The sequence below is a fragment of the Nostoc sp. UIC 10890 genome (genome assembly GCF_054786515.1).
This window is the reverse complement of sequence record NZ_JBSGKF010000006.1, coordinates 15,527-35,908: the sequence shown is the minus strand read 5'-3', so window position 1 is coordinate 35,908 and position 20,382 is coordinate 15,527. Positions and strand designations below refer to the sequence as shown.

23 protein-coding genes and 2 pseudogenes are annotated in these 20,382 nt (G+C 42.4%); 19 read left to right on the top strand and 6 right to left on the bottom strand.

Annotated elements, in window-relative coordinates; genetic code table 11:
- The first annotated feature begins 162 nt into the window (after positions 1-162).
- Positions 163-2,367 (top strand): adenylate/guanylate cyclase domain-containing protein, encoded by a 2,205-nt coding sequence (locus tag ACWATR_RS34995; protein WP_460343423.1) that lies wholly within the window; start codon positions 163-165, stop codon positions 2,365-2,367.
- A gap of 7 nt (positions 2,368-2,374) precedes the next feature.
- Here the strand turns inward: ACWATR_RS34995 and ACWATR_RS34990 are convergent, their stop codons facing one another.
- The 4 genes and pseudogenes from ACWATR_RS34990 to ACWATR_RS34975 all read right to left on the bottom strand — a co-directional run.
- Positions 2,375-2,527, bottom strand: coding sequence for a hypothetical protein (locus ACWATR_RS34990; RefSeq protein ID WP_460343420.1), 153 nt, complete (start codon positions 2,525-2,527; stop codon positions 2,375-2,377).
- 342 nt (positions 2,528-2,869) lie between these two features.
- Positions 2,870-3,184, bottom strand: coding sequence for a hypothetical protein (locus tag ACWATR_RS34985; RefSeq protein WP_460343417.1), 315 nt, complete (start codon positions 3,182-3,184; stop codon positions 2,870-2,872).
- Between the two features lie 62 nt (positions 3,185-3,246).
- Positions 3,247-3,717, bottom strand: a complete 471-nt coding sequence (gene arr / locus ACWATR_RS34980; RefSeq protein WP_460343495.1) for an NAD(+)--rifampin ADP-ribosyltransferase — start codon at positions 3,715-3,717, stop codon at positions 3,247-3,249.
- A gap of 307 nt (positions 3,718-4,024) precedes the next feature.
- Positions 4,025-4,270: pseudogene (locus ACWATR_RS34975) on the bottom strand (hypothetical protein); the annotation flags it as partial.
- Positions 4,271-4,762: 492 nt separating this feature from the next.
- Between ACWATR_RS34975 and ACWATR_RS34970 the strand changes: the two are divergent.
- The 4 genes and pseudogenes from ACWATR_RS34970 (at position 4,763) to ACWATR_RS34955 (ending at position 9,134) form a co-directional block, all read left to right on the top strand.
- Positions 4,763-5,992 carry a DUF6361 family protein gene (locus tag ACWATR_RS34970; RefSeq protein WP_460343414.1) on the top strand — a complete coding sequence of 410 codons (1,230 nt, stop codon included), beginning with the start codon at positions 4,763-4,765 and terminating at the stop codon, positions 5,990-5,992.
- Complete coding sequence (locus ACWATR_RS34965) at positions 5,979-6,569, top strand: hypothetical protein (protein ID WP_460343411.1); 591 nt, start codon at positions 5,979-5,981, stop codon at positions 6,567-6,569. Before ACWATR_RS34970 ends, ACWATR_RS34965 begins: the two co-directional genes overlap by 14 nt.
- Positions 6,570-6,589: 20 nt before the next feature.
- Positions 6,590-7,111, top strand: a pseudogene (locus ACWATR_RS34960) (C-terminal helicase domain-containing protein); the annotation flags it as partial.
- A gap of 100 nt (positions 7,112-7,211) precedes the next feature.
- Positions 7,212-9,134 carry a DEAD/DEAH box helicase gene (locus ACWATR_RS34955; RefSeq protein ID WP_460343408.1) on the top strand — a complete coding sequence of 641 codons (1,923 nt, stop codon included), beginning with the start codon at positions 7,212-7,214 and terminating at the stop codon, positions 9,132-9,134.
- Between the two features lie 203 nt (positions 9,135-9,337).
- On the opposite strand, the gene ACWATR_RS34950 is transcribed toward ACWATR_RS34955, so the two are convergent.
- Together ACWATR_RS34950 and ACWATR_RS34945 are read right to left on the bottom strand one after the other, a co-directional pair.
- Complete coding sequence (locus ACWATR_RS34950; RefSeq protein ID WP_460343405.1) at positions 9,338-10,255, bottom strand: hypothetical protein; 918 nt, start codon at positions 10,253-10,255, stop codon at positions 9,338-9,340.
- 236 nt (positions 10,256-10,491) lie between these two features.
- A complete protein-coding gene (locus ACWATR_RS34945) occupies positions 10,492-10,677 on the bottom strand; it encodes a hypothetical protein (protein WP_460343402.1) in 186 nt (61 codons plus the stop codon).
- A 75-nt stretch (positions 10,678-10,752) separates the two neighbouring features.
- On the opposite strand from ACWATR_RS34945, the gene ACWATR_RS34940 reads away from it, so the two are divergent.
- The 14 genes from ACWATR_RS34940 to ACWATR_RS34875 all read left to right on the top strand — a co-directional run bounded on the left by ACWATR_RS34940 (position 10,753) and on the right by ACWATR_RS34875 (position 20,359).
- Positions 10,753-11,076: a hypothetical protein gene (locus ACWATR_RS34940; protein WP_185583087.1), complete on the top strand. Its 324-nt coding sequence runs from the start codon at positions 10,753-10,755 to the stop codon at positions 11,074-11,076.
- Between the two features lie 123 nt (positions 11,077-11,199).
- Positions 11,200-12,069 (top strand): hypothetical protein, encoded by an 870-nt coding sequence (locus ACWATR_RS34935; protein WP_460343399.1) that lies wholly within the window; start codon positions 11,200-11,202, stop codon positions 12,067-12,069.
- Positions 12,070-12,172: 103 nt separating this feature from the next.
- A complete protein-coding gene (locus tag ACWATR_RS34930) occupies positions 12,173-12,499 on the top strand; it encodes a hypothetical protein (RefSeq protein WP_460343396.1) in 327 nt (108 codons plus the stop codon).
- A complete protein-coding gene (locus ACWATR_RS34925) occupies positions 12,492-12,689 on the top strand; it encodes a hypothetical protein (RefSeq protein ID WP_460343393.1) in 198 nt (65 codons plus the stop codon). The genes ACWATR_RS34930 and ACWATR_RS34925 overlap by 8 nt, the downstream gene beginning before the upstream one ends.
- 24 nt (positions 12,690-12,713) lie before the next feature.
- Complete coding sequence (locus ACWATR_RS34920) at positions 12,714-13,103, top strand: hypothetical protein (RefSeq protein ID WP_460343391.1); 390 nt, start codon at positions 12,714-12,716, stop codon at positions 13,101-13,103.
- Between the two features lie 123 nt (positions 13,104-13,226).
- Entirely contained in the window at positions 13,227-14,069 is an 843-nt protein-coding gene (locus ACWATR_RS34915) for a hypothetical protein (protein ID WP_460343388.1), read from the top strand.
- A 68-nt stretch (positions 14,070-14,137) separates the two neighbouring features.
- Positions 14,138-14,347: a hypothetical protein gene (locus ACWATR_RS34910; protein WP_460343385.1), complete on the top strand. Its 210-nt coding sequence runs from the start codon at positions 14,138-14,140 to the stop codon at positions 14,345-14,347.
- A 17-nt stretch (positions 14,348-14,364) separates the two neighbouring features.
- On the top strand, positions 14,365-14,763 hold the full coding sequence (locus ACWATR_RS34905; RefSeq protein ID WP_460343382.1) for a MerR family transcriptional regulator: 399 nt from the start codon (positions 14,365-14,367) through the stop codon (positions 14,761-14,763).
- A complete protein-coding gene (locus tag ACWATR_RS34900; RefSeq protein ID WP_460343379.1) occupies positions 14,760-15,218 on the top strand; it encodes a DUF1392 domain-containing protein in 459 nt (152 codons plus the stop codon). Before ACWATR_RS34905 ends, ACWATR_RS34900 begins: the two co-directional genes overlap by 4 nt.
- 34 nt (positions 15,219-15,252) lie before the next feature.
- Complete coding sequence (locus tag ACWATR_RS34895; RefSeq protein WP_460343376.1) at positions 15,253-16,053, top strand: KilA-N domain-containing protein; 801 nt, start codon at positions 15,253-15,255, stop codon at positions 16,051-16,053.
- A gap of 26 nt (positions 16,054-16,079) precedes the next feature.
- Positions 16,080-16,358 (top strand): hypothetical protein, encoded by a 279-nt coding sequence (locus ACWATR_RS34890; protein ID WP_460343373.1) that lies wholly within the window; start codon positions 16,080-16,082, stop codon positions 16,356-16,358.
- Between the two features lie 69 nt (positions 16,359-16,427).
- Complete coding sequence (locus ACWATR_RS34885; protein WP_460343370.1) at positions 16,428-17,027, top strand: alpha-ketoglutarate-dependent dioxygenase AlkB family protein; 600 nt, start codon at positions 16,428-16,430, stop codon at positions 17,025-17,027.
- Between the two features lie 114 nt (positions 17,028-17,141).
- Positions 17,142-17,321, top strand: a complete 180-nt coding sequence (locus tag ACWATR_RS34880; protein ID WP_460343367.1) for a hypothetical protein — start codon at positions 17,142-17,144, stop codon at positions 17,319-17,321.
- A gap of 203 nt (positions 17,322-17,524) precedes the next feature.
- Positions 17,525-20,359: a plasmid replication protein, CyRepA1 family gene (locus tag ACWATR_RS34875; RefSeq protein WP_460343364.1), complete on the top strand. Its 2,835-nt coding sequence runs from the start codon at positions 17,525-17,527 to the stop codon at positions 20,357-20,359.
- Positions 20,360-20,382: the final 23 nt, after the last annotated feature.

The window sequence follows — 20,382 nt, the reverse complement described above, 5'->3', positions numbered from 1 at the left end:
TGTTAATATTAATATGCTTAATAATTTGTCCTATAATTGCCATTGTCTTTGGTTTGTATTTTAGTAAACCCATAGTTCAAAAGCTGAGTGAATTAGTAAAAAGTTCTCAGCATATAGCTAATAGTAATTCCACCACACAGATAAAATCATCAGATAGACAAGATGAAATCGATAAACTACAAACCGTTTTTTCTATACAGGACTTACGCAACTATTAAAAAAGCAAGTCGCTCAAAAAAGTTTCGTTTGCGAACTGTTCTGATTGTTCCATTTATTATTCCTATTATTGCGTCAACTGGCTTGGTGGGGTGGTTCTCTTTCCGCAACGGACAGCAGGCGATCGATGACCTGGCAATTCAGTTGAATGGTGAAATTAGTGCCCGCATTAAGCAACACGTTTTGGACTATTTGAATAAATCTTATAATGTTCTGAAACTCACCGATGCGGGTATCCAAAGTGGCAATTTAAAGCTTGATGACTTTGAAGGATTGCAACGCTATTTCTGGCAGGTAGTGCGACAGGGTGACTTAGAAAGCTATCTGTCTTTTGGGAACGAACAGGGCGAGTTTGTCGGTGTGGAACATCGAGAGGATGGCACAATTCAACTCAAAATTCGCACCAAAGCTACTGAGCCGATGCGCGAAATCTACTTGCTGGATGATCGCGGCGATCGACAAAAGCGGTTGAAATCGGTGAAGTACGATACCAACTACCGCCCCTGGTATAGAGCCGCCGCGCAAGCTCGTAAACCTACGTGGAGTCCAATTTATCCATTCTTTTCCCGTGAGAATACGTCTTTGGGGATTTCTCCAGTCCGTCCTGTCTACGACTCGAACGGCAAGCTGCTGGGGGTTTTGAGCGTTAACATCACCTTGATGCGAATCACAAACTTCCTGAAACAGCTTTACATTAGTCCCCACGGACAGAGCTTTATCATGGAGCCGTCGGGACATTTGGTCGTCAGTTCAACCATTCCAGAGCCATTCAAGGTTAAAGGTGGCGAAAGAGATGATCGCAAGATTGAGCGAATGGCAGCCGCTGATAGTCAAAATGTCACAGTGACTGCTACTGCCCGATATTTACGCCAGCATTTCGGCCTGTTTGAGGCCATTAAGAGCAGTCAACACTTAAAGTTTCAAATTAACGGTGTGTGGCACTACGTTCAGGTCATGCCAATTCAGGATGGTCGAGGTATTAACTGGCTGGCGGTGGTGGTTGTTCCTGAAAATGATTTTATGGCACGGATTAATGCCAATACTCGTACCACCATTCTGCTGTGCGTACTGACATCTGCGGCGGCAACTGCGATCGGTCTTCTTACGTCTCGTTGGATCAGCCACCAAATTTTCAAACTTAACACCGCGTCTCAAGAGATTGCCAGTGGAAATCTTGAGCAACACGTTGAAGTCAACGGCATCATCGAGATTGAGAAGCTGGCTGATTCGTTTAACCGCATGGCGTTTCAACTCCAGGAATCCTTCGAGAGATTGGAAACTCAGAAGAATTCCTTTGCCCGGTTCTTTCCCCCCGAATATCTCAAGTTTCTCAACAAGCACGGGGTAACAGACATCGAACTGGGCGATCACGTCAGCAAAGAGATGGCGGTCATGTTCTCGGATATTCGCTCCTTTACAACCCTATCCGAGAAAATGACTCCCAAAGAGAATTTCGATTTTGTCAATGCTTACCTGCGACGGGTTTCTCCAGAAATTCGCGCCCATGATGGCTTTGTAGTGAAGTTCTTGGGTGATGGCATGATGGCAGTCTTTCCTAATGGTGTGGATGATGCCGTTGCCGCAGGGGTTGATAAATTCAAACGGGTACAGAAATACAACCGGAAACGAGAGTCTCAAGGCTACTTGCCAATTGATGTGGGTATGGGTATCCACGTTGGACACATGATGGTGGGCATGGTAGGGGAACACAACCGGATTCAAGGGGATGCGTTCTCTGATAATGTGAATCTGACTGCTCGTTTGGAAGGATTGACAAAGTTCTATGGTGTTTCATTACTAATTTCTGAAGAGGTCTTGGAGCGATTGAGCAACCCAGAGCAGTACAAAATTCGCTTTTTGGATCGAGCGATCGTTAAGGGTAGAACTGAACCGATCGCGGTTTACGAAGTACTCGATGCCGAAACAGAAGCAATCCGAGAACTAAAACTTGACACCTTGCAAACCTTTGAGCGGGGACTTCAACACTACTGTCGGGGCAACTTTACTGAGGCCAAAGCCTGTTTTGAACAGGTACTTGCAGTGAACTCTCTCGATAAGACTGCCAAACTCTATCTAGAACGAGTCCAAGAATTGCTGCTAGAAGGTACTCCAGCCAATTGGAATGGCGTATGGGCATTTACACAGAAGTAAAATTCGTTCAATTTGTGACTTGAAGAAGATTCTGGACAGGTTGTCCAACTTTACCTTTCAAAAATAGATGTCCAACTTTACCTTCCGAAAATGTCCAAAAAATAAAGTTAAGGAAACATAAGGGCTTCAGGCGACGTTTTTCGGGTTGACGATTGCTCATAGGCGATCGCCCATTGGCAGTAAATTAGAACAGAGGGACTTGAAGGGTTGACCACAAGCTGATTTTGCTAAAACTGACTTCTGTTATTATGTCCATTTTCTTTTTCCAAACTTATGATCGCTTGATTAATGCCTTAACGAATTATAAGTAGTCCAGCTTACAACTTGTCCAACTTCTCCTTCCAAAAGCTGTCCAAAATCTTCTTAAAGTCACACCTTTGATGCCGTAAGGCGTTGATCACAAAGAAAGGTTCGAGGAATTGGGCGAAACCTTCTGCTGCCCAAACCTTAGATCCCATAAGGTGTTGAACATAATACTCAGTCTGTAACACCAAATTCCCGCTCAATCAAACCCAACAGCTTCTCTTCCAAATCTGTAAAATAAACCCGGTTCAGCTTCCCCAACGACTCCAGAAACCTCTGCACCGACTCCTCCAGCCCACTCGAATACACCCGATTGATGCGATCGCTCAACGCTAAAAGCGTCTACGCGAATCTCTTGCTCGGTCAATTCTGGTATTTCAACAGATGTAACTGTAATAGTTGCTGTCGCTGGTTTTTTTGAAGGAGGAAATGTTTGAGTTGGGCGACTTTGAATTACTAGATAAAGCAGAGGTGGCTTTTTTGCTTTTAGGGGTGTAATTTGTTCATGAGCCAATCTTTGACCTATTTTCTCCTTACTGACTCACTTACAGAATATTAGAAGAGTAATCTTAGAAATTAATTAATAATTTCTCCTTTGTTATTGGCCAACTTTTCACGCCATTTTTGGAGTTCTTCAGGTGTTTGTCTCACCCAATCTGTGACTTCGCCAACGATTTTTAATGGTGCTTGGGAGCGATATGAGCGTGTTGGATTGCCGGGAAATTTTTTGTCTGTAACATTCGGGTCATTTTCAAACTCCCCTGTTGGTTCAACAATATAAACACGTTCACGGTTATCGCCTTTTGCTAATGCAGCAGCTAGTCCCGCCCCATTGACAAGCGCTGTGAAATAAATGTGATTCATTTTGAGTTCAAGTTTGTAATTAGAACTGCCCCCTGCCCTCAGCAAATCGCCAACCTGCAAATCTGCTTTCGTTCCATGATAAAAGGGGCCTTTGTCAGAAGGTTTATCCTTAAACGAAGTTGCTAATTCATAATTCTTTCTTGCCTTCTCAGGGTCGCTTAAGTCCTCATAGCATTTGGCAATGTTTGAATATAGAGAAGGAAAAGCACTCTTAACAGTGTTGTTATTTATTTTTAATGCAAACTGCAAAGCCGTTTCGAGCCATTTTAATTTGTCAGAAATATTTTTCTGATATCGAGCTACATAATGGGCTGAAATAAATTTTTCAAAGTCGTATGTCGCTTCGTTCCAGGCTTGAAGAAACAGTTTACTTGCTTCTTCTGGTTTGCCTTTTTCTTCCATGCCCATACCTTGAAGACAGAGTTTAACAACATTGTTGTTTGGGTTGAATTCCATGATTACTTTGTCTCGTAATGATTGTAATTTCGATTTAGTTGCTTGTCCTTAGTCCCTTGAAGTGCATCGTAACTACTGCTAACGGTTCGCTTGAGCGGCTGCAAATAACCTTTACCTCACACCAACACCCACCCTTACCCCTGAGTTCGGGGTTGTCCTTGGCTAAAACTTGGCATACTTCGCCCAAGTGGTAGGTGTTTGGTACTCTGGTTCGCTCCATTATGCGCTGCACAATGTTTTTGACGATTCTACCACTTGGGACTTTACCCTCTGCTTTTTCCTAGCGTGGCAAAACTAGCTAGAGCAAAAACTTAAACGTAGTAAATTCGTTATTATTGAAAACTTTGGTTTACCTATTTACACCTATTTCAATGATTAAAAATCTACTCTAGCAAGTTTTACCACTCTAGGCTTTTTCTACCGCCTGCTGCCATGCTCCTGGCTGTTGTTGAGGTTCTATAGCAGGAGGCAGGAGGCAGAGGGCAGGAGGCAGGAGGTAAAACTATTGCTAACTCTAGCATTCACCCTTTGCAAATGTCCTAACCTGTGTGACTACGGCTATAGCTTTGCCAGAGGGCGAACTTGACGTTCGCTTGTGGGCAAAATTTGGGAACCATTGCTTCCCATTTCATCCGATATCTCGTTTTGGGAACCATTGCTTCCCATTATTATGTTGTCAACTACATTTGAAGCAGCTATTAAATAAAAAGTATGAAATTTCATATAAAGAATTGGGAACTCTAATAAAAAGAATAAAATTATCAGTTTCCAAATGCCCTCATCCTTTAGCTGGTTGGACTATTCAGAACAAGACAAACGTAAGATGCTTGATGTTATTAGCCTATTCAACGAAAAGACTACTCGTGATGAATTAGGTGTTGGCTCAGTGCGTGACGCGTTTGCTGATCTGTTTTTTCCTGGTACTAGCACTATCCATACCCGCGCTCGTTACTTTTTATTTATCCCCTGGATTTACCAAGATTTAGTGAAACAAAAAACACCATCCAGTCAGATTTATACCAAACTGCGTCAAAAAGAAGTTGAGTTAATTTCCTGTCTTGCAAAATCTAGTGATGGTAAAGGAATTATAGGCATTCAGGCACGAGCAGCTTTAAAGCGGCTTCCCAGTAACATTTACTGGTATGGATTAGGAGCCTGGGGTATTCGTCATCTTCGAGATTCTCAAGAAGATTATCATCACTCGTTAAATCAATTTTATGATTCTGTTAACTATAGCTTGCGCGATGATGATGGTGAACCTGTCAAAGGTAAACTCACTAGTTATTGGCATCAAGGAATTCCTTCCGTTCCGCCAGACTTTCCTGAGAAAGCTAATTTTTGCCTTACCCTGGACGAAGCTAATTATTTAGCAGAGCGCATTATTACTCAGCAAACTAATAGTTTGTTAGCATTTCTAGTTAATTATCGTCAGCAATTTTCTTCAGTTAATTTTATCTGGGAACATCCTCTATATAGTGAGTTTCCTAGCCGCATTCAAGAACAGTTGTGTCATGCTCGGAATTTTTCTGAAACTATCCAAGGAGCTGCCCTGCTTTATAATTTAATGTTGGCAGAACAAAAGTCAGCAGAAGAACTCGTAGAAGAATACCAATTAGCACTTCAACGTTGGGCAGATAAACTAACTGCACAGCATAAGTATCTAATAGAGTGGGATTGGCAGAAATTATGGAAAATTGTTGCAGATAGTGGTGTGACAGTCTCTTGGTTAACCCAAAAATTTATTGACCGATGGTTGAATTTTACCCTTAAAAGTGGAGCAGTTAAAACAATAGCTACTCACCAAGAAGCCCGTCATCTTATTCAAGAGCGCGAAATTTTTCTCAAAGGTAGTCAAGCACGTATCAATAATCCTCGAGCCTTAGAACTTTGGAAAGGAGGATCAGGAACTGCCCAATTTGACTATCGTTGGGGGACTACTCAAAGAATTTTGACCGATATTTTAGATACTTTTGCTCAGGAGGAAGTTGATGTTGCAGCCTAGCGATCGCCAACATCTGTTTGAATCCCTATGTCCTCCAGATGGCTACTCCCTTGATTATGCTATCGGTACTACCTTCACCTTGGAATTGCTGACGTTGTTAACAGCGCCCCTTGCCTTTACTACATTTGGTTGGGGAGGTGAAGACGGACATCTGACTCGCAGCCCCCAGGCTTTACTGGCAACTATGCAGCAATATGCAAAGCGCATCACTGTTTTCTGCCAAACAGGTAAAATTGCTATACCCAAAAATCACAGCCTCCTTTACAGCTATTTAGAAGGCTCAGTGATTGAAGTCAATGCTCCGCATTCAGATGGTATATTTCATCCAAAAATTTGGATATTACGTTTTACAGCTCCCAATCAACCTGTTCTGTATCGCCTTTTGTGCCTTAGCCGCAACCTTACTTTTGATCGCTGTTGGGATACTATTTTACTTCTTGATGGTCAGTTAATTAATAACGGGAAGGAAATTGTTGAGAACCGTCCCTTAAGTAATTTCATCGCTACTTTACCCCAACTAGCTCATAATTTACCTATTTCCCAGCAAGTACAAAGTTATATAGATAAGATTCAGTAGTTCGTGAAGCTTTTAACTCTCCATTTCGGCCCTTCGTACTAGCAACAACTTCAGTGGGACAAGAAGGGTTAGATTTTCATCCTTACTGCCATGCAATTGTTCACTGGAACTTGCCCTCAAACCCTGTAGACTTGGAGCAACGCGAGGGAAGAGTTCATCGCTACAAAGGTCATGCAGTTCGGAAAAATTTAGCTCTCAAGTATGGTACGGGTGAAATTATAAACTCTGATACAGATCCTTGGGAAAGCCTATTCATGGCAGGGAAACGCGATCGTCCGCCAGAAACATCAGACTTAGTACCGTTTTGGATTTATTCATTAGAAGGCGGTGCCAAAATTGAGCGCCATGTTCCCAGCCTACCTCTAAGCCGTGATTGTGAACGTTTAGAGTCTCTACATAGTTCATTAGCAGTTTATCGCATGGTTTTTGGGCAAAGTCGCCAGGAAGACCTTCTTCATTACCTACTTGAACACTTACCTAAATCTGACGCTGAACTATTTATCCAAAATCTTCAAATCAATTTGGAACCAAAGCATAGCTAGTTTTTTTATGTACAAGGTATTCTATTTTTTGGGAATACTAATAACTACAAGGTGATATGCCATGTCTTAGTTTTACTCAAGTTAGAAGGTTAAAAGTTATATGAGCCAAGTTAGTGATTTTAACCCAGAAATTCTGATTAAACGTTTAGATAAACAACAAGAGGATTTAGCAACGAGAATAGGTAGCGGTCATCGTTTACTTTCGGGTGTTGCAGGTTCCGGTAAAACACTTATTTTGCTCACTCGTGCCAGAATTCTAGCTCAACAACATCCAGACTACAAAATTTTGATTTTATGCTATAATATATGTCTATCTTCTTATATTAAATCTATTTTAAAAGAAGATAAATCATTTGCAGAAAGCACTAGAATTCAAGTTAGCCACTTTCATGAATGGGCAGCAGAAGTTTTACAGTCGAGATATTCGACAATCCGTAATAGGCTTGGTCATAAATTAACTTTGGAATTAGGCCGAGTACCAACTAGTTTAGAAATTGATGAAAGATGTGAAGATTTTTTAGGAGAGCAGTTATTATTCAAACTGCAAGAGTTTCCTTTAGAGGCTAAATGGGATGCTATTTTAATAGATGAAGGTCATACCTTCTACCCTAACTGGTTTAAATCATGTGTGTCTGCATTGAAAAAACCTGATACAGATCATCTGTTAATTGTATCTGATGCTAATCAAAAATTATATAACAGACCCAAGTTTACTTGGTCATCAGTAGGTATAAAAGCTCAAGGTAGAACTTATGGTAAAGACTTTAATTTAGACCAAAACTACCGAAATACTCAAGAAATACTTTCAGCCGCTTGGAGTATTATTCAGCCTTTAACTATGGAGAAAGCTACTGATAATGATACTTTTCCATGTATTCAACCAAAGGCATATTTGCGTCAAGGTTTATCTCCAATGCTTGAGATAGCTGATTCACCAATTCAAGAAGTAGAGTTAGTTATTAATAAAATAAAAGAATTGCAAAAATCAGGTTATCAATTAGAAGATATAGCAATTTTATATAAAGCTATTACAAAAGAAGAAAAAGAGAGCTTTTATATACTTAGAAAAAAATTAGATGAGTCAAGAATAAATAATTCCTGGATTACAGAGAGCAACCATACAAAAAGAAAATATGGTATTAATACCTGTGGAGTAAGAATTCTTACTACACTTTCGTCGTTAGGGTTAGAGTTTAAAGTTGTAATAATTATATGGTTACAACAATTTATTGACTGCCTTTCTGATAGTTATGATATATCTGCCATAGCTCGAAGGCAACTATATGTAGCAATGACACGCGCACAGAATGAATTATATCTTTATGGATCTGGCAATTCATCTTTTTTGAACTACATTAGCAACTTTGAAACTATTAAACTATCAAAAACTCCAATAATAGAAGATAGCATTCTTTATCTTAACGTTTTAAAAATATCTCAATCCAATTTTCAACAAAGGTTGAAAATTGGTCAATTGATAATTTGTGAAGCTGAAGGTTATCATAAAGAAATAATAGAAATAAAAAATAAATCTGAATTAGAACTTATCAGCAAATACTCTTGGCAAAAGGTCGATGACTATAAATTAATTAATCCCAGCCTTTCAGCAAAAGAAATATATGAAAATAATATGAAGGGTAAATTAGGGGAATTAGCTTTGAAAAAATATTTAGGTAATTTAATAACTTCTATAGATTTCAGTAATAGAGAGTATGGAGACGGAGGTTTCGATTTCGCTTTAACTTCTAATTGTAATATATGTATACAGGTCAAAGCACGTTGTCATAAGGATATTGATAAAGTAGATTGGAAAATAACCCAAAAAGAAATTGATGTAAATGCTGCGTTGGTATGTATTTATATTCCAAATAAAATTGATGAAAGCAAAAATAAATACACTTTAATTTATGCTGGATTTCGCCCAACTAAAGATATTGAGTTGAAGGGAGAAGCAACTTTTCTAAAAATAGATGATTTACTATATATAGGGGGTTTACAGAAATACTTGAGGTTAATTGGGTAAACCCATTCAAGTATTTAAGTTTCCTAGAGTCTGTAAGTTGTTTCAACCCCCTTGCAGGATAATAGTTTGTGGAAACGAAATATTAGATCCTATCCTATTAAATTTTTCTATCAGTGTTTGACTCCCCTTGCAGGGTAATAAGCTGCTGATCACCGAATCATAAGAAGAGTATCCATCTATTATTGAGTTTTTTACAGGCTGCGTCAATCCGTGATTCCGTATTGTTGCTCTATCAAACTCAACAACTTCTCCTCCACCGCAGTCAAATACGGCCGCTTCAGTTCCCCCAGATGCTTCAGCACAGCACTTGGGGCATCTTCTAAGCTCTCATTTTCTCGTAGCCTATTGATGCGATCGCAAATTACCTGCATCTGCTGACACTCCACAGGCAGGTAATTGTAAGATTTGAGGTGCTGCAAACCAACTGTATACTCGCCATCCCAGGTTCTAACAGTGCAACTGAATTGGCCCACATGGTTTACGATGCCCCAGCAGCCACCCTTGCCTCTGAGTTCGGGGTTGTCCTTTGCGAGAATTTGGCAAACTTCTCCTAACTGGTAAGTGTTGGGTGCTTGGGTGCGTTCCATTATTTGCTGCACTACGTTTTTAACAATTCTAGCTGGCGGCACTTTACCCCCTGCCTGCTCCACCGCTTTTACCCACACTTCCTGCTGTTCTTGGGGTTCAAGCTTTGTCATTGGTCGAACTTGACGTTCGTTAGTTGGCAAAATGTGATCCAATGGATCACATTTTTCAAGTAAATTATCAAAAACAACAGCCGCATCCATTAAAAGATAAGACTGGCGGCGGCTGTGACCAAACCTATCACGGCAATACTCTTCAAATGTGCGGTGGGTCGAGCGGTACAATTTGCGATCGCGTAATTGAGCCAATGCCTTCCCCGCTTCAAAAAACGCCCGTTCCACTTTCCTTTCCAAGAGTAGGCGATCACTTTGCTCCTCCTGGGTCAACTCTGTTACTTCAACAGCAGTAACCGTAATCGTTGCGGAACCTGGGTTTTCTTGAAGGGAGATATCCTTATTTGCAGAGTTAGCGGGTGATTTGGAATCACTCTTTGCGACAGAAGTGGTTTTGTTACGGTTCGAGGGTGGTTTAGCCATTATTCCACCCCTAGCTGAACAGCACTTGAACGAATATCGAGTTGTGCCATGATGGAAGTGTAATTAAATTGATATTAATTCCCCAAACCTTTTACTAAGGTTGGGGTTTTTCCTTAACTTGTTTACATATATATTTGCATCTGCGGTAGTCATCCTTTTTGCTTTGTCAGCTTTGGCATTGTTTCTACATTCCCGTGTATAAAATGTCCATTACAAGCAAAGCGGTATAAGCTTACCTACCGCGTTAAAAATCCCAGGTGTATTTGTGGAGCTATAGCCGTCGCCAGCACAGCATTTTTACGCGCTAGCAGTTGCTTTGCTTCGTTAACTGAACGGTGTCGCAGTTTATATATGGCTTGGTGCAGTCCGGCGTAGGCATTCGTTGCACCGTTTATCGCTGTCTGTAAAGTTTGTGGGTTCATATTCTTCCAGCTTTGATGAAACTTTAAACTCGTAGTAGTCACCAAGCTATTTTACGTCAACTGGGAGATTACAATGTGAGTAAGAATGATAAAAGTAAACTGATGATTTCTCTCGATTCCGTTGACAGACTAAAATGGAGTTCTGAACTGGGAAAACGCTTACAATCTTTACGTGGTGAGATTCCCATGCGAACCCTTGCCGACAAAGTTAACAATAATGGTGTAACTTGCACTTACCAGTATATTCATAAGCTGGAGGTAGGCAAAGCTGAGGCCGTCTCAACTGATTTAATCGTGGCTATCTGCAATGCTCTTGATGCCGATTTTAAGCAGCTATTTCCGGCTGTATACATTGATCCATCTGAACTTTTGGCTATTTTACAAAAAAATGTCGCCTAACAGTTGATTTGTCTACTCCGAGTTGATAGAATAGGAATAACAAAAGACGACCGCCCCCGTCTGGACAACGAAGCGATCGCCCTTTGTGAAAACCTAACCCCTGTCGAGGCAGGAATATTAATTATGACTTATCCCAAATACACTCAGCAAGCCCTTTGCCGCTATAACCTCCCCCGCCTCAAAAGAATCGCTGCCGAATTAGGCGTTACACCCACCGGAGACAAAAGAGCGGCCCAAACCTGGGTAAACGCAATCATCACCCATCAATCCACTAAGCTTCAAAAGGTTGACAACCAAGCCCTCGCCCAAGCCGAACTCAACAACTACATCGCTGACCAAGCCCAAGCCGTAGCTCCTGAACCACTCAGAATAGTCGAAATCTCCTTTTCTGATCACGAATATTACGCTGGTAATCAACTTATAGCTAGCATTAGCCATGACGACAACCACTTAACGCAACCCTGGGTAGTCATAGTCAACGATACAGAAGTATTCCGTGCCAACACTATAATACGTTGCGATCGCTTCATCCAATGGCATCATTCAATGAAGTCGGAAGTATTAAGTCGGAAGTCGGAAGTGGAAAAACTGTCTGAAGATAAAGTTGAAATCTTAAAGCTGGAAGACACAACTAAATTACCTCCGACTTCCGACCTCCGACTTCCGACTTCTGAGAACCTAATCATGGCGCATATCTTCAACGAGTGCCAAAATTACGGGTTTGAAATTCTCGATGATGGCATTTACAACAACGGCGTGAAACTGGGGCAAGTCGGATGCACTAACGGTAACTGGTGGGTGAAGAGGCGTTATTCAGTCCAGCAGCAGTATTCTAACTCGGTGCTTGATGCTGTGCGCTCATTGTCGATAGTGGATGTGTCTACTGATGGCAAATCCATTTCTGATGAATATTTTTTAGACCAACCCTTAGAACAGCTAACTGGCGATAAATTGCAACGACTGCTGGAGAGAACGGAGTTAGTTACAGCGTAAAGAGGCAGGGGGGCAGAGGGGAAAGAATCTGTACAAATCTCTCCTCTGCTCCTCCGCTCCTCTGCTCAAGAGCTTCATTGTCCCTTCATTCACCTATTCATCTATGCAACCCACAATCGTAATCCCCCAACACTGGGGCTATCCTCGCTTTAACTTAGAACAGCGTACACAACAGGGCATCATCTTGGGACTTTATTACTATCCCTCTGGTACAGAGTTGGCTGAACAATTTAATGATGGTTGGCGTTACGTATTGATGCCTAACAAGAATTCTGACGAGATATCGTACTTGCAAGAGAATCAAATCCAACCGCTCTCCCCACAGGAATTGTTCACGCAAATTACCGCAGAGATTGACTTTTACCAACAGCAGATAAATATTCTCAATCGGCAGTTAGACGCAATAGCTAGAGGTGCAAGCAATGGCTAAGACGGTTGACAACTACGTGGAACGTACTTCTGCTAGATTACTGCACTCTTTAAGTCGCTCTGGTGGTTCTATTCCTCTGCACCGCATTCAGTTCTCAGAAACTATCATCCAATATTTGCTTGATAAAAAACGGGTACAAGTGCAAAACACTGGATGCGGATTTTTATTGGAAATTTCTGAAGATTTTTAGCTGACGAAACAATCAGAAGCAGATATGAAACTTTACGCCAAGACCATTCCACAAACTTTACCCGATTGGGCAACTGTAGTTACACAGAGTGCAGATTTATTTGAGATTGAAATCAACGATGAACACCCAAATTTTCAATCTCTACTTGAAGAGCTAGAAACCGAGATTGAGCCAGGAATCATGGGAGTGAAAGCAGAAGATTTATGCTCACGGCTGGGCATAGAAATGTCTAACCCCAACCTCTACCAATTAGTTGAACAAGCCCAGACTCTAATCATCCAGATTACTGAACACCGCGAATACAAACAACTATTGAACGAGGGATATCAACCTGATTTAAACGTTGCTGATGCTCAAACTGCGCTCACCTATCTGCAATGGGAGCTAGACCGCAATCGAGAAACTCCTGCCTAATACAAAAGCGTTCACCAAAAGTAATGCATTCCTTTTGGCGAACGCACGGAAGTTTTTCTCCCGCTACAGAATTCTCATTATTGCATACAGACTACTAATCCATGAAATTTAAGTGAGGTGAACATGGTTACTGAAATTAAACTAGGTTTATGCAACCCTCCCGAACCCATCTATTTATTTGTCAATCAGGGAGAAGTAGACGGGGAATCATTCGTTTGGTACAAGTTTAATATCAGCCAAGAGAAGAAAATTCCTGTTACCCAAAGGGCATTAACTGGATATTTGTCAGAACTGCGCCTCACGACTAAAGAATTCAAAGGCAAGGACAACTTGAAGCTGGATATTGTTGTCAGTGCTGATGAACTTTACATCATAAGAACTGGTGTTGAAACCAACTTCGCCAAAAGCTTTCTTCTCGCTGCGTCATTAGTTCAGGATTTTTCTAAGCCAATGATTATTGTTGCAAATGCTGGCGACGAAAACACGGTTTTCTGTAATCTTTATGATGCTACGACTAAAACCAAAATTTACAGGGAATGGAGTAGAGATTTGGATTGGGCAACTATCATTCGTGACATTCAATCTTTATTGGGTGGAACTTCAAGCTCCATCTCAGAACTCTCACTGGCCCCATCAAAACTTAGCGTAGTTCCTCAAGTGGTGCATACCCAGGATTTACGAGTAAAAAATATTCGCACTTTGCTTGATTATCCCCTTGATTTGGTCAGAGAGTGGCTGCAATTTCAGGATGTTGACCGCCCAAGTCTACTTCATATTACCAAGATTAATGAATTGGTAAAAACCATGTGTTTAGCTTGGGCAGCAGATAAGTGCGACTATCCCAATCATGCTGAATCTTCTTATCAAAACCAAGTTATTGATGCTGTCGCTAGTGGTGCGGATGAATTAACGGCAATCAACGGATGGATGCAACAGTTGCAAGCAGTGAAGACTGGGGCAGTGTAAATAACCATGCAGGATTCAGAAGAAGTTTTATTTCTGAATCCTCAATTAATTAGATGGGAATAAAAACTATGAAAGTCATTGTCACAGTAGTTGAAAAAATCACCAGCGAAGCTCACATCGATATCCCTGATGGGCTGAATCAATCCGCAATTAAGCAACACATAGTAGACCGCTACAACACTGGAGAAATGTCCACAGATATGAACATTTTTCAAGTTGACTTTGAATCTATTACCGCTCGGATTGTACAAGGACAGTCTGATGCTAAATCTGCATAAATATTGGAGGTCATTAGATGTATACAAACTGGACTAATGAAGAAGTAGCAATCGTTGAAGAAATGGCTTGCCTTTACACTGTTAAACAAATAGCGTATCGGCTAAAGAGAAGAGGATACACACGCTCAACATCAGCTATTCAAAACAAACTGCGCTTTTTAGGATACTCCGCACGTCCAATTCTTGATAACTACAACTGTTGCGAAATTGCCAGAGTATTGCAACTCAATTCAGCTACTGTTTGGACTTGGGTAAAGAAGGGCTGGATTCGTACAACCCGACGTTCCGGGAGATATCACCAAATCAAGAGCAAAGACTTAAAACGATTTCTCCAGAATCCACCTCAACGTCTTAAGAACCGCATTGCTGCAATTGATAAAGACGCTATTGAATATTTAGTGGGGAAACTCGCATGATTGACCACATTAACGCTCTCTTAACAAGTTGGTATATCTCCCCGCCTTGGGGTCAGACAATTCCACCTGTTGCAGTTAATTTACTGGAGAGGGTATACCTCAAAACCACGAGAACATTTGGCTATTGCTGTGGAATGCAATGGAAACACGAATGTTGGATTTATTCAATTGACTGCGGAAAAGAAATACTCCACGCGACACAAAACCAAATCATCGGCACTGGTGAATTAGAAGTCATTAACGTGCATAAACCTGCTTTTTTTTTGGGCGAAAGAGTAATCCTCTGTTCTCACGATAAGGGGACAAAACAACGGCTGATTCTGGGGATTGCGCTGGTGCATAATTCTTGGTTTTACCTTGTTGAATTGATGTCGCCAACGTTAATTAAGACACCAACTATATCGAATCGTTTCTCATTAGTTGGTGAAAAAAGTTTGGTGCGCGTGAATGCCTGAATCAATTATTTGTTCAATACCCAGGGGATGAATCATGTTGACACATTTTTGGCACGACTCAGAAATTAATCAAATGCCTCAAGATGGGGAAATAGGTAAATATGCTGTACCCAAGGGCTACGTGAATGCAAGTCAGATGTGCAAAGCTAACGGGAAATTCTTGGCTGATTACACGAAGCTCAAGTCTACAAAGCAGTATTTGCAAGCACTTTCTAACGATATGAAGATCCTCATATCGTTATTGGTGATAGATATCCAGGGATACGGAAGCGAACAAAGCACTTGGATTCACCCAGAAATCGCCATTGATTTAGCTCGGTGGGTTTCTGTCGAATTCCGCATCTGGGCTAATAGAACTTTAATGAAAGTGATGCTCTCAACCCAAGTAGAGCAAGTATTACAGCAAGAACCACCACATACATTAGCCCCATCCCACGAAGCCGCGCAGTTGGCAATGATGTTGGGGGAATTTGCTGGACTAGACAAATCTCTCACTGCCCAGTTAGCAGTCAATGCTGCAACAATTGTCAACCCCGCACTTAAGCCAGCAGCAGATGAGATTAAGACTGCGATCGCTCAAACGAATGTTGCAGAGGACGCATTTCTCAACCCAACACAAATCGGTGAGGTAGTGGGAATGTCTGCACGGGCTGTTAACCACTGCTTACTAAATTCGGGACTGCAATACAGAACATTGGACAAGAAAATTCCCTATCGTCCTACTGAATCTGGTAAGCAATGGGGTCGCATGGTTCCCGCAGTCGCCAAATCCTCAAACCAAACTGTTTTTCAACTGCGGTGGTTGCCCGAAATAGTAAAAGTCATCTCTCAATAATTCCCTACCTAACTCAACCTTTCATTATGAACAGTCTACGAAAAACCTTGGCAGAAAAATACGGTCTTGTTGCTGATATTATGCACGACGATTATTTTTTTGTTCAGCTACCAGAAAATGAAGATCATTCGCTCAAGTTTAAGATGAGCAATTTACCAGAATGTATTCGGGTTGAACTAGCAGAATGTTTTGCTGGTAGCGTTATTGCGGCTTGGGAAGTCCCGTTATTTTTACTCCCCCAAGTGTTACAGCAAGCCCATGATTTTGTCATTGAGTATTGGGAGCAAGTATCTCAAGAAACGTGAAGTATTCTCCACCAAATAGAACTAACAGCAACTGCTTCAGCACACGTTCTTTAATTGCAGAAAACTACCATGCAACAACTAAATTTATTCGCTGAATCAACCCCAGTTTTACCCATTACTTACTATCCCGATTTCTTAAGCCAAGAACTTGCAAACGAACTTTACCAACACTGCTTGAAACTGGAGTGGCAGCAAAATCAAATCAGAATTGCGGGTAAAACTATGCCCGTCCCGCGCCTTGAGTGCATTTATGGTGATGCCGGATGTGACTATCTTTACTCAAACAGCGTGTTTTTGAAACCACTATGGTGGACAGAAGCTCTGTCTAGCTTGCGGGACAGAATCACTGCACTGACTGGCTACAAGTTCCGCATAGTCATCGGCAATCAATACCGCAGTGGACAAGACAGTATCGGCTGGCACGCAGACAATGAGCAATCAATGGGTATAAATCCAGCTATCGCATCAGTCAGCTTGGGGTCATGTCGCAAATTTCAAATCAAACTGAGAAATGGTAAGCCTACTGATTTCTGGCTGGAACACGGCAGTTTGCTTGTGATGCACCCTGGCTGTCAGTCTACTCATCTGCACCAAGTCCCCAAAACCAACAAAGTTGTTAGCACGCGAATTAATTTGACGTTTCGACCACACACAGGAGGCGGGAAATAACGCTGTAGCTGGCTATTGAGGATTTCATAGCCAGCACAAGCTCTCACTTTAATTTTAATCGGCGGCATGGGTGCAATGCCGCTTCATTTCCATGCGTCAAAAAAGAGAGGAAATATGCGTATAATCGAACCTGATTCTCAATCTTTACACTTACAAGAATGGTTAAATAGTGGCGTTGACGAAGAAATCATTGCCCTGAATGTGCGATCGCTCTATGGCACAACACCTTACGAATATCTCCTCTACAGTCCCAAAATCTCCCGCCGCAATGATGGACGACTACGCGCGATTTAAAGAAATACCAGCACATTGAATTAGGCGGCTGGTGGTGCAATGGAGTTGACCCGCTCAACAACTATGCCCTGATGATGTGGGGCTGTTTCAAACCTGACCATCCCCGAAGAGATCGCCAAAAAATCCACAAGTTCATAAAATACGAGCATCCTTACAGGGAAGAGACACGCGCCTTCTTCCTTATAGTCCCGAATCGCATTTGGGTGAAAGTCTCAAATCGCTCTGGTATCCCCATCACCGAAGAAGACTTGCAGCATCCTGGTGGGTTCTGGCACTGGGTTGTAAAGCATAACGTACCAGTCACAATTGTCGAAGGAGTCAAAAAAGCTGCTTGCTTACTGACTGCTGGCTATGCTGCGATCGCAATTCCAGGTGTTAACGCAGGATACCGCACACCCCAGGATGAGTACGGTACTGCCATCGGGAAACCCTTTCTGATTCCCGACTTGAAACATTTTGCAACACAGGGGAGACAGGTTAACATTTGCTTTGACCAAGACAACAAACCTGAAACAGTCCAGCGAGTCAGAACCGCTATCAGTCGTATGGGACGGCTGCTGGTAAATGAAGGCTGTTCGCTGCGAGTGATTGATTTACCGTTAGGGGCAGAGAAAGGGGTCGATGATTTTATCGTTGCTCACAGTCAGCCAGCATTTGACGCACTTTACAACACTGCCGTTGCACTGGAGTTGTGGGAGATTAAGCTGTTCACTCTGCTGACTTATCCGCCAGCGATCGCACTCAACCAACGTTTCTTGGGCCAGCTTCTCGTCCCCGAAGGTGAAAAACTAATTATCCTCAAGGCTCCTAAAGGCACTGGTAAAACTGAATGGCTGGCAACTGAGGTGGCGAAAGCACACGACCAAGATAGACGGGTATTAATAATCACCCATCGGATTCAACTTGGTGAGGCATTATGCGATCGCTTTGGAGTGAATTATGTCACAGAAGTTCGCACGAATGAAACAGGTGCATTATTAGGATATGGCGTGTGTGTGGATTCGCTGCATCAGGAAAGTCAGGCGCGATTCAACCCTAATGACTGGGCGAATGATGTCATCATTATTGACGAGTGCGACCAAGTATTCTGGCATTTGCTCAACTCTGGTACTGAAGTGCAGAAACGTCGGGTATCCGTTCTCAAAAACCTCAAACAACTGGTACAGAATGTTTTGGGCAGTAGTCAGGGAAAGATTTATCTCTCAAGCGCCGATGTCTCAGATACTGATGTGAAGTATGTTTTATCACTCGCTGGAGAATATCGGGTTAACCCCTTTGTAATCGTCAACAACTATCGGCACGTAGCTGGCAACTGTTACAACTACTCTGGCAACAACCCGAAAAATTTGATTGCGGCACTCGATAAAGCCATTGCTAAAGGTGGGCATCATTTATTGTGTTGCTCTGCTCAGAAAGCCAAGTCAAAATGGGGAACTCAAGCGCTTGAAGAACGTTTTCGCCGCAAGTTCCCTCACCTGCGAATCCTGAGAATTGACAGTGAATCCGTTGCTGATCCATCTCATGCAGCTTTCGGTTGTATCGCTCATCTCAACGAAATTCTAACCCAGTATGATCTGGTTATCGCTTCTCCAAGTCTTGAAACTGGAGTCAGCATCGATATTCGAGGACATTTTGATGGTGTTTGGGGGATTTTTCAGGGAGTACAGCCGGTTAACTCTGTGCGGCAGATGTTGGCAAGATTACGGGAAACTGTTGACCGCCATATCTGGGTCAGAGAGTGGGGTATGGGCGTTGTGGGGAATGGTTCCACTACCATTGGAGGATTGTTGAGAAGCCAACACGTCGCAACACAGGCTAACATTGCGTTGTTGTCGGCGGCGGATAATGACGACTACAGCTTTGTTGATCAGAATTTTCAGCCCGAATCTTTGCAGACTTGGGGTAAGCGTGGTTCTGTGATTAACGTAGAGATGCGGCGCTATCGGGAATCTGTGCTTGCGGGTTTGGTCGAAGATGGGTACACCGTTATTGATGCCTTGGATGCTGAAGATGATGAGAGCGGGGCTGTAATCGAGTCGGTTAAGGCGGCAAGTCAAGAATTGTATACTGCTGAGTGTAAAGCGATCGCTAATTCTCCAACCATCTCTGATGCCGAACTCAAGAAGCTCCTTGACGCGAGGGCGAAAACGAAAACCGAGCGACACCAGCAGCGCAAGGCTGAATTGTCGCGTCGCTACGAAGTTGACGTAACCCCTGAGCTTGTCGAGAAGGATGACGACGGTTGGTATCCTCAACTGCGGATGCACTACTATTTGACGCTGGGGCGGGAATTTCTGACCAACCGTGATGCAAAACGGGCTAAGGCGCAGTTGGAATTAGGGGAGAATTCGATTTGGAAACCAGATTTTAACAAGGGGCAGTTATTACCTGCTGTGTTATTACTCGAAAATCTGAATCTGTTGCAGTTTCTTACACCAGACGTTCAGTTGCGTGGTAGTGACGAGAAGATGGTGGAGTTTAAGGCACTGGCTGTAACGCATAGGCACGTTATCAAGAATTACTTGAATGTTAGTATCTCGGAAAAACTTACTCCCGTGGCGATCGCTCAGAAGTTACTTGCCAAAATTGATTTGAAGTTGGACTATGTTGGTCGGTTGGGTAAGCGTGAAAATCGGGAGTGCGTTTATCGGTTTGTTGCGCCTGATGATCAGCGTGATTCGATTTTTCGCCAGTGGTTAAATCGGGATGAAGCATTAAATCGTGAGTTGGTGTCAGTCATTAATAATATAGAGTTCCCAACACAAGTCACTGGTACAATATCACATGACATTCCCCAAACATTAAATCAGGTCGAAAGTCCTGCTACCCACGGTTGGAAGGGGCTGAAACTGAAATTGCAGCAGGGTTTGGACAGTATTGGCTCCTTCTACGGTGAGCTAATCTCCACAGTTGGTCAGGCTGTCGGCGTTGCTGATGGTGAGCCTTACTGGAATGGGTATTTGGGGCAATGGCAGGTTTGGGTTAACTTTATTGACGAGTGTAGGTCTGTGGTGTGCGATTGGTTGGTGGGGGTTTAAAGAAATTGGGTGTACGGGTACGG

Excerpts from the sequence above, each read along its gene's own strand:
- ACWATR_RS34995 (WP_460343423.1), top strand. The coding sequence starts at position 163 with ATGAAATCGATAAACTACAAACCGTTTTTTCTATACAGGACTTACGCA.
- ACWATR_RS34990 (WP_460343420.1), bottom strand. The coding sequence starts at position 2,527 with ATGAGCAATCGTCAACCCGAAAAACGTCGCCTGAAGCCCTTATGTTTC.
- ACWATR_RS34970 (WP_460343414.1), top strand. The coding sequence starts at position 4,763 with ATGCCCTCATCCTTTAGCTGGTTGGACTATTCAGAACAAGACAAACGT.
- ACWATR_RS34965 (WP_460343411.1), top strand. The coding sequence starts at position 5,979 with ATGTTGCAGCCTAGCGATCGCCAACATCTGTTTGAATCCCTATGTCCT.
- ACWATR_RS34955 (WP_460343408.1), top strand. The coding sequence starts at position 7,212 with ATGAGCCAAGTTAGTGATTTTAACCCAGAAATTCTGATTAAACGTTTA.
- ACWATR_RS34950 (WP_460343405.1), bottom strand. The coding sequence starts at position 10,255 with ATGGCTAAACCACCCTCGAACCGTAACAAAACCACTTCTGTCGCAAAG.
- ACWATR_RS34945 (WP_460343402.1), bottom strand. The coding sequence starts at position 10,677 with ATGAACCCACAAACTTTACAGACAGCGATAAACGGTGCAACGAATGCC.
- ACWATR_RS34935 (WP_460343399.1), top strand. The coding sequence starts at position 11,200 with ATGACTTATCCCAAATACACTCAGCAAGCCCTTTGCCGCTATAACCTC.
- ACWATR_RS34930 (WP_460343396.1), top strand. The coding sequence starts at position 12,173 with ATGCAACCCACAATCGTAATCCCCCAACACTGGGGCTATCCTCGCTTT.
- ACWATR_RS34925 (WP_460343393.1), top strand. The coding sequence starts at position 12,492 with ATGGCTAAGACGGTTGACAACTACGTGGAACGTACTTCTGCTAGATTA.
- ACWATR_RS34920 (WP_460343391.1), top strand. The coding sequence starts at position 12,714 with ATGAAACTTTACGCCAAGACCATTCCACAAACTTTACCCGATTGGGCA.
- ACWATR_RS34915 (WP_460343388.1), top strand. The coding sequence starts at position 13,227 with ATGGTTACTGAAATTAAACTAGGTTTATGCAACCCTCCCGAACCCATC.
- ACWATR_RS34910 (WP_460343385.1), top strand. The coding sequence starts at position 14,138 with ATGAAAGTCATTGTCACAGTAGTTGAAAAAATCACCAGCGAAGCTCAC.
- ACWATR_RS34905 (WP_460343382.1), top strand. The coding sequence starts at position 14,365 with ATGTATACAAACTGGACTAATGAAGAAGTAGCAATCGTTGAAGAAATG.
- ACWATR_RS34900 (WP_460343379.1), top strand. The coding sequence starts at position 14,760 with ATGATTGACCACATTAACGCTCTCTTAACAAGTTGGTATATCTCCCCG.
- ACWATR_RS34895 (WP_460343376.1), top strand. The coding sequence starts at position 15,253 with ATGTTGACACATTTTTGGCACGACTCAGAAATTAATCAAATGCCTCAA.
- ACWATR_RS34890 (WP_460343373.1), top strand. The coding sequence starts at position 16,080 with ATGAACAGTCTACGAAAAACCTTGGCAGAAAAATACGGTCTTGTTGCT.
- ACWATR_RS34885 (WP_460343370.1), top strand. The coding sequence starts at position 16,428 with ATGCAACAACTAAATTTATTCGCTGAATCAACCCCAGTTTTACCCATT.
- ACWATR_RS34880 (WP_460343367.1), top strand. The coding sequence starts at position 17,142 with ATGCGTATAATCGAACCTGATTCTCAATCTTTACACTTACAAGAATGG.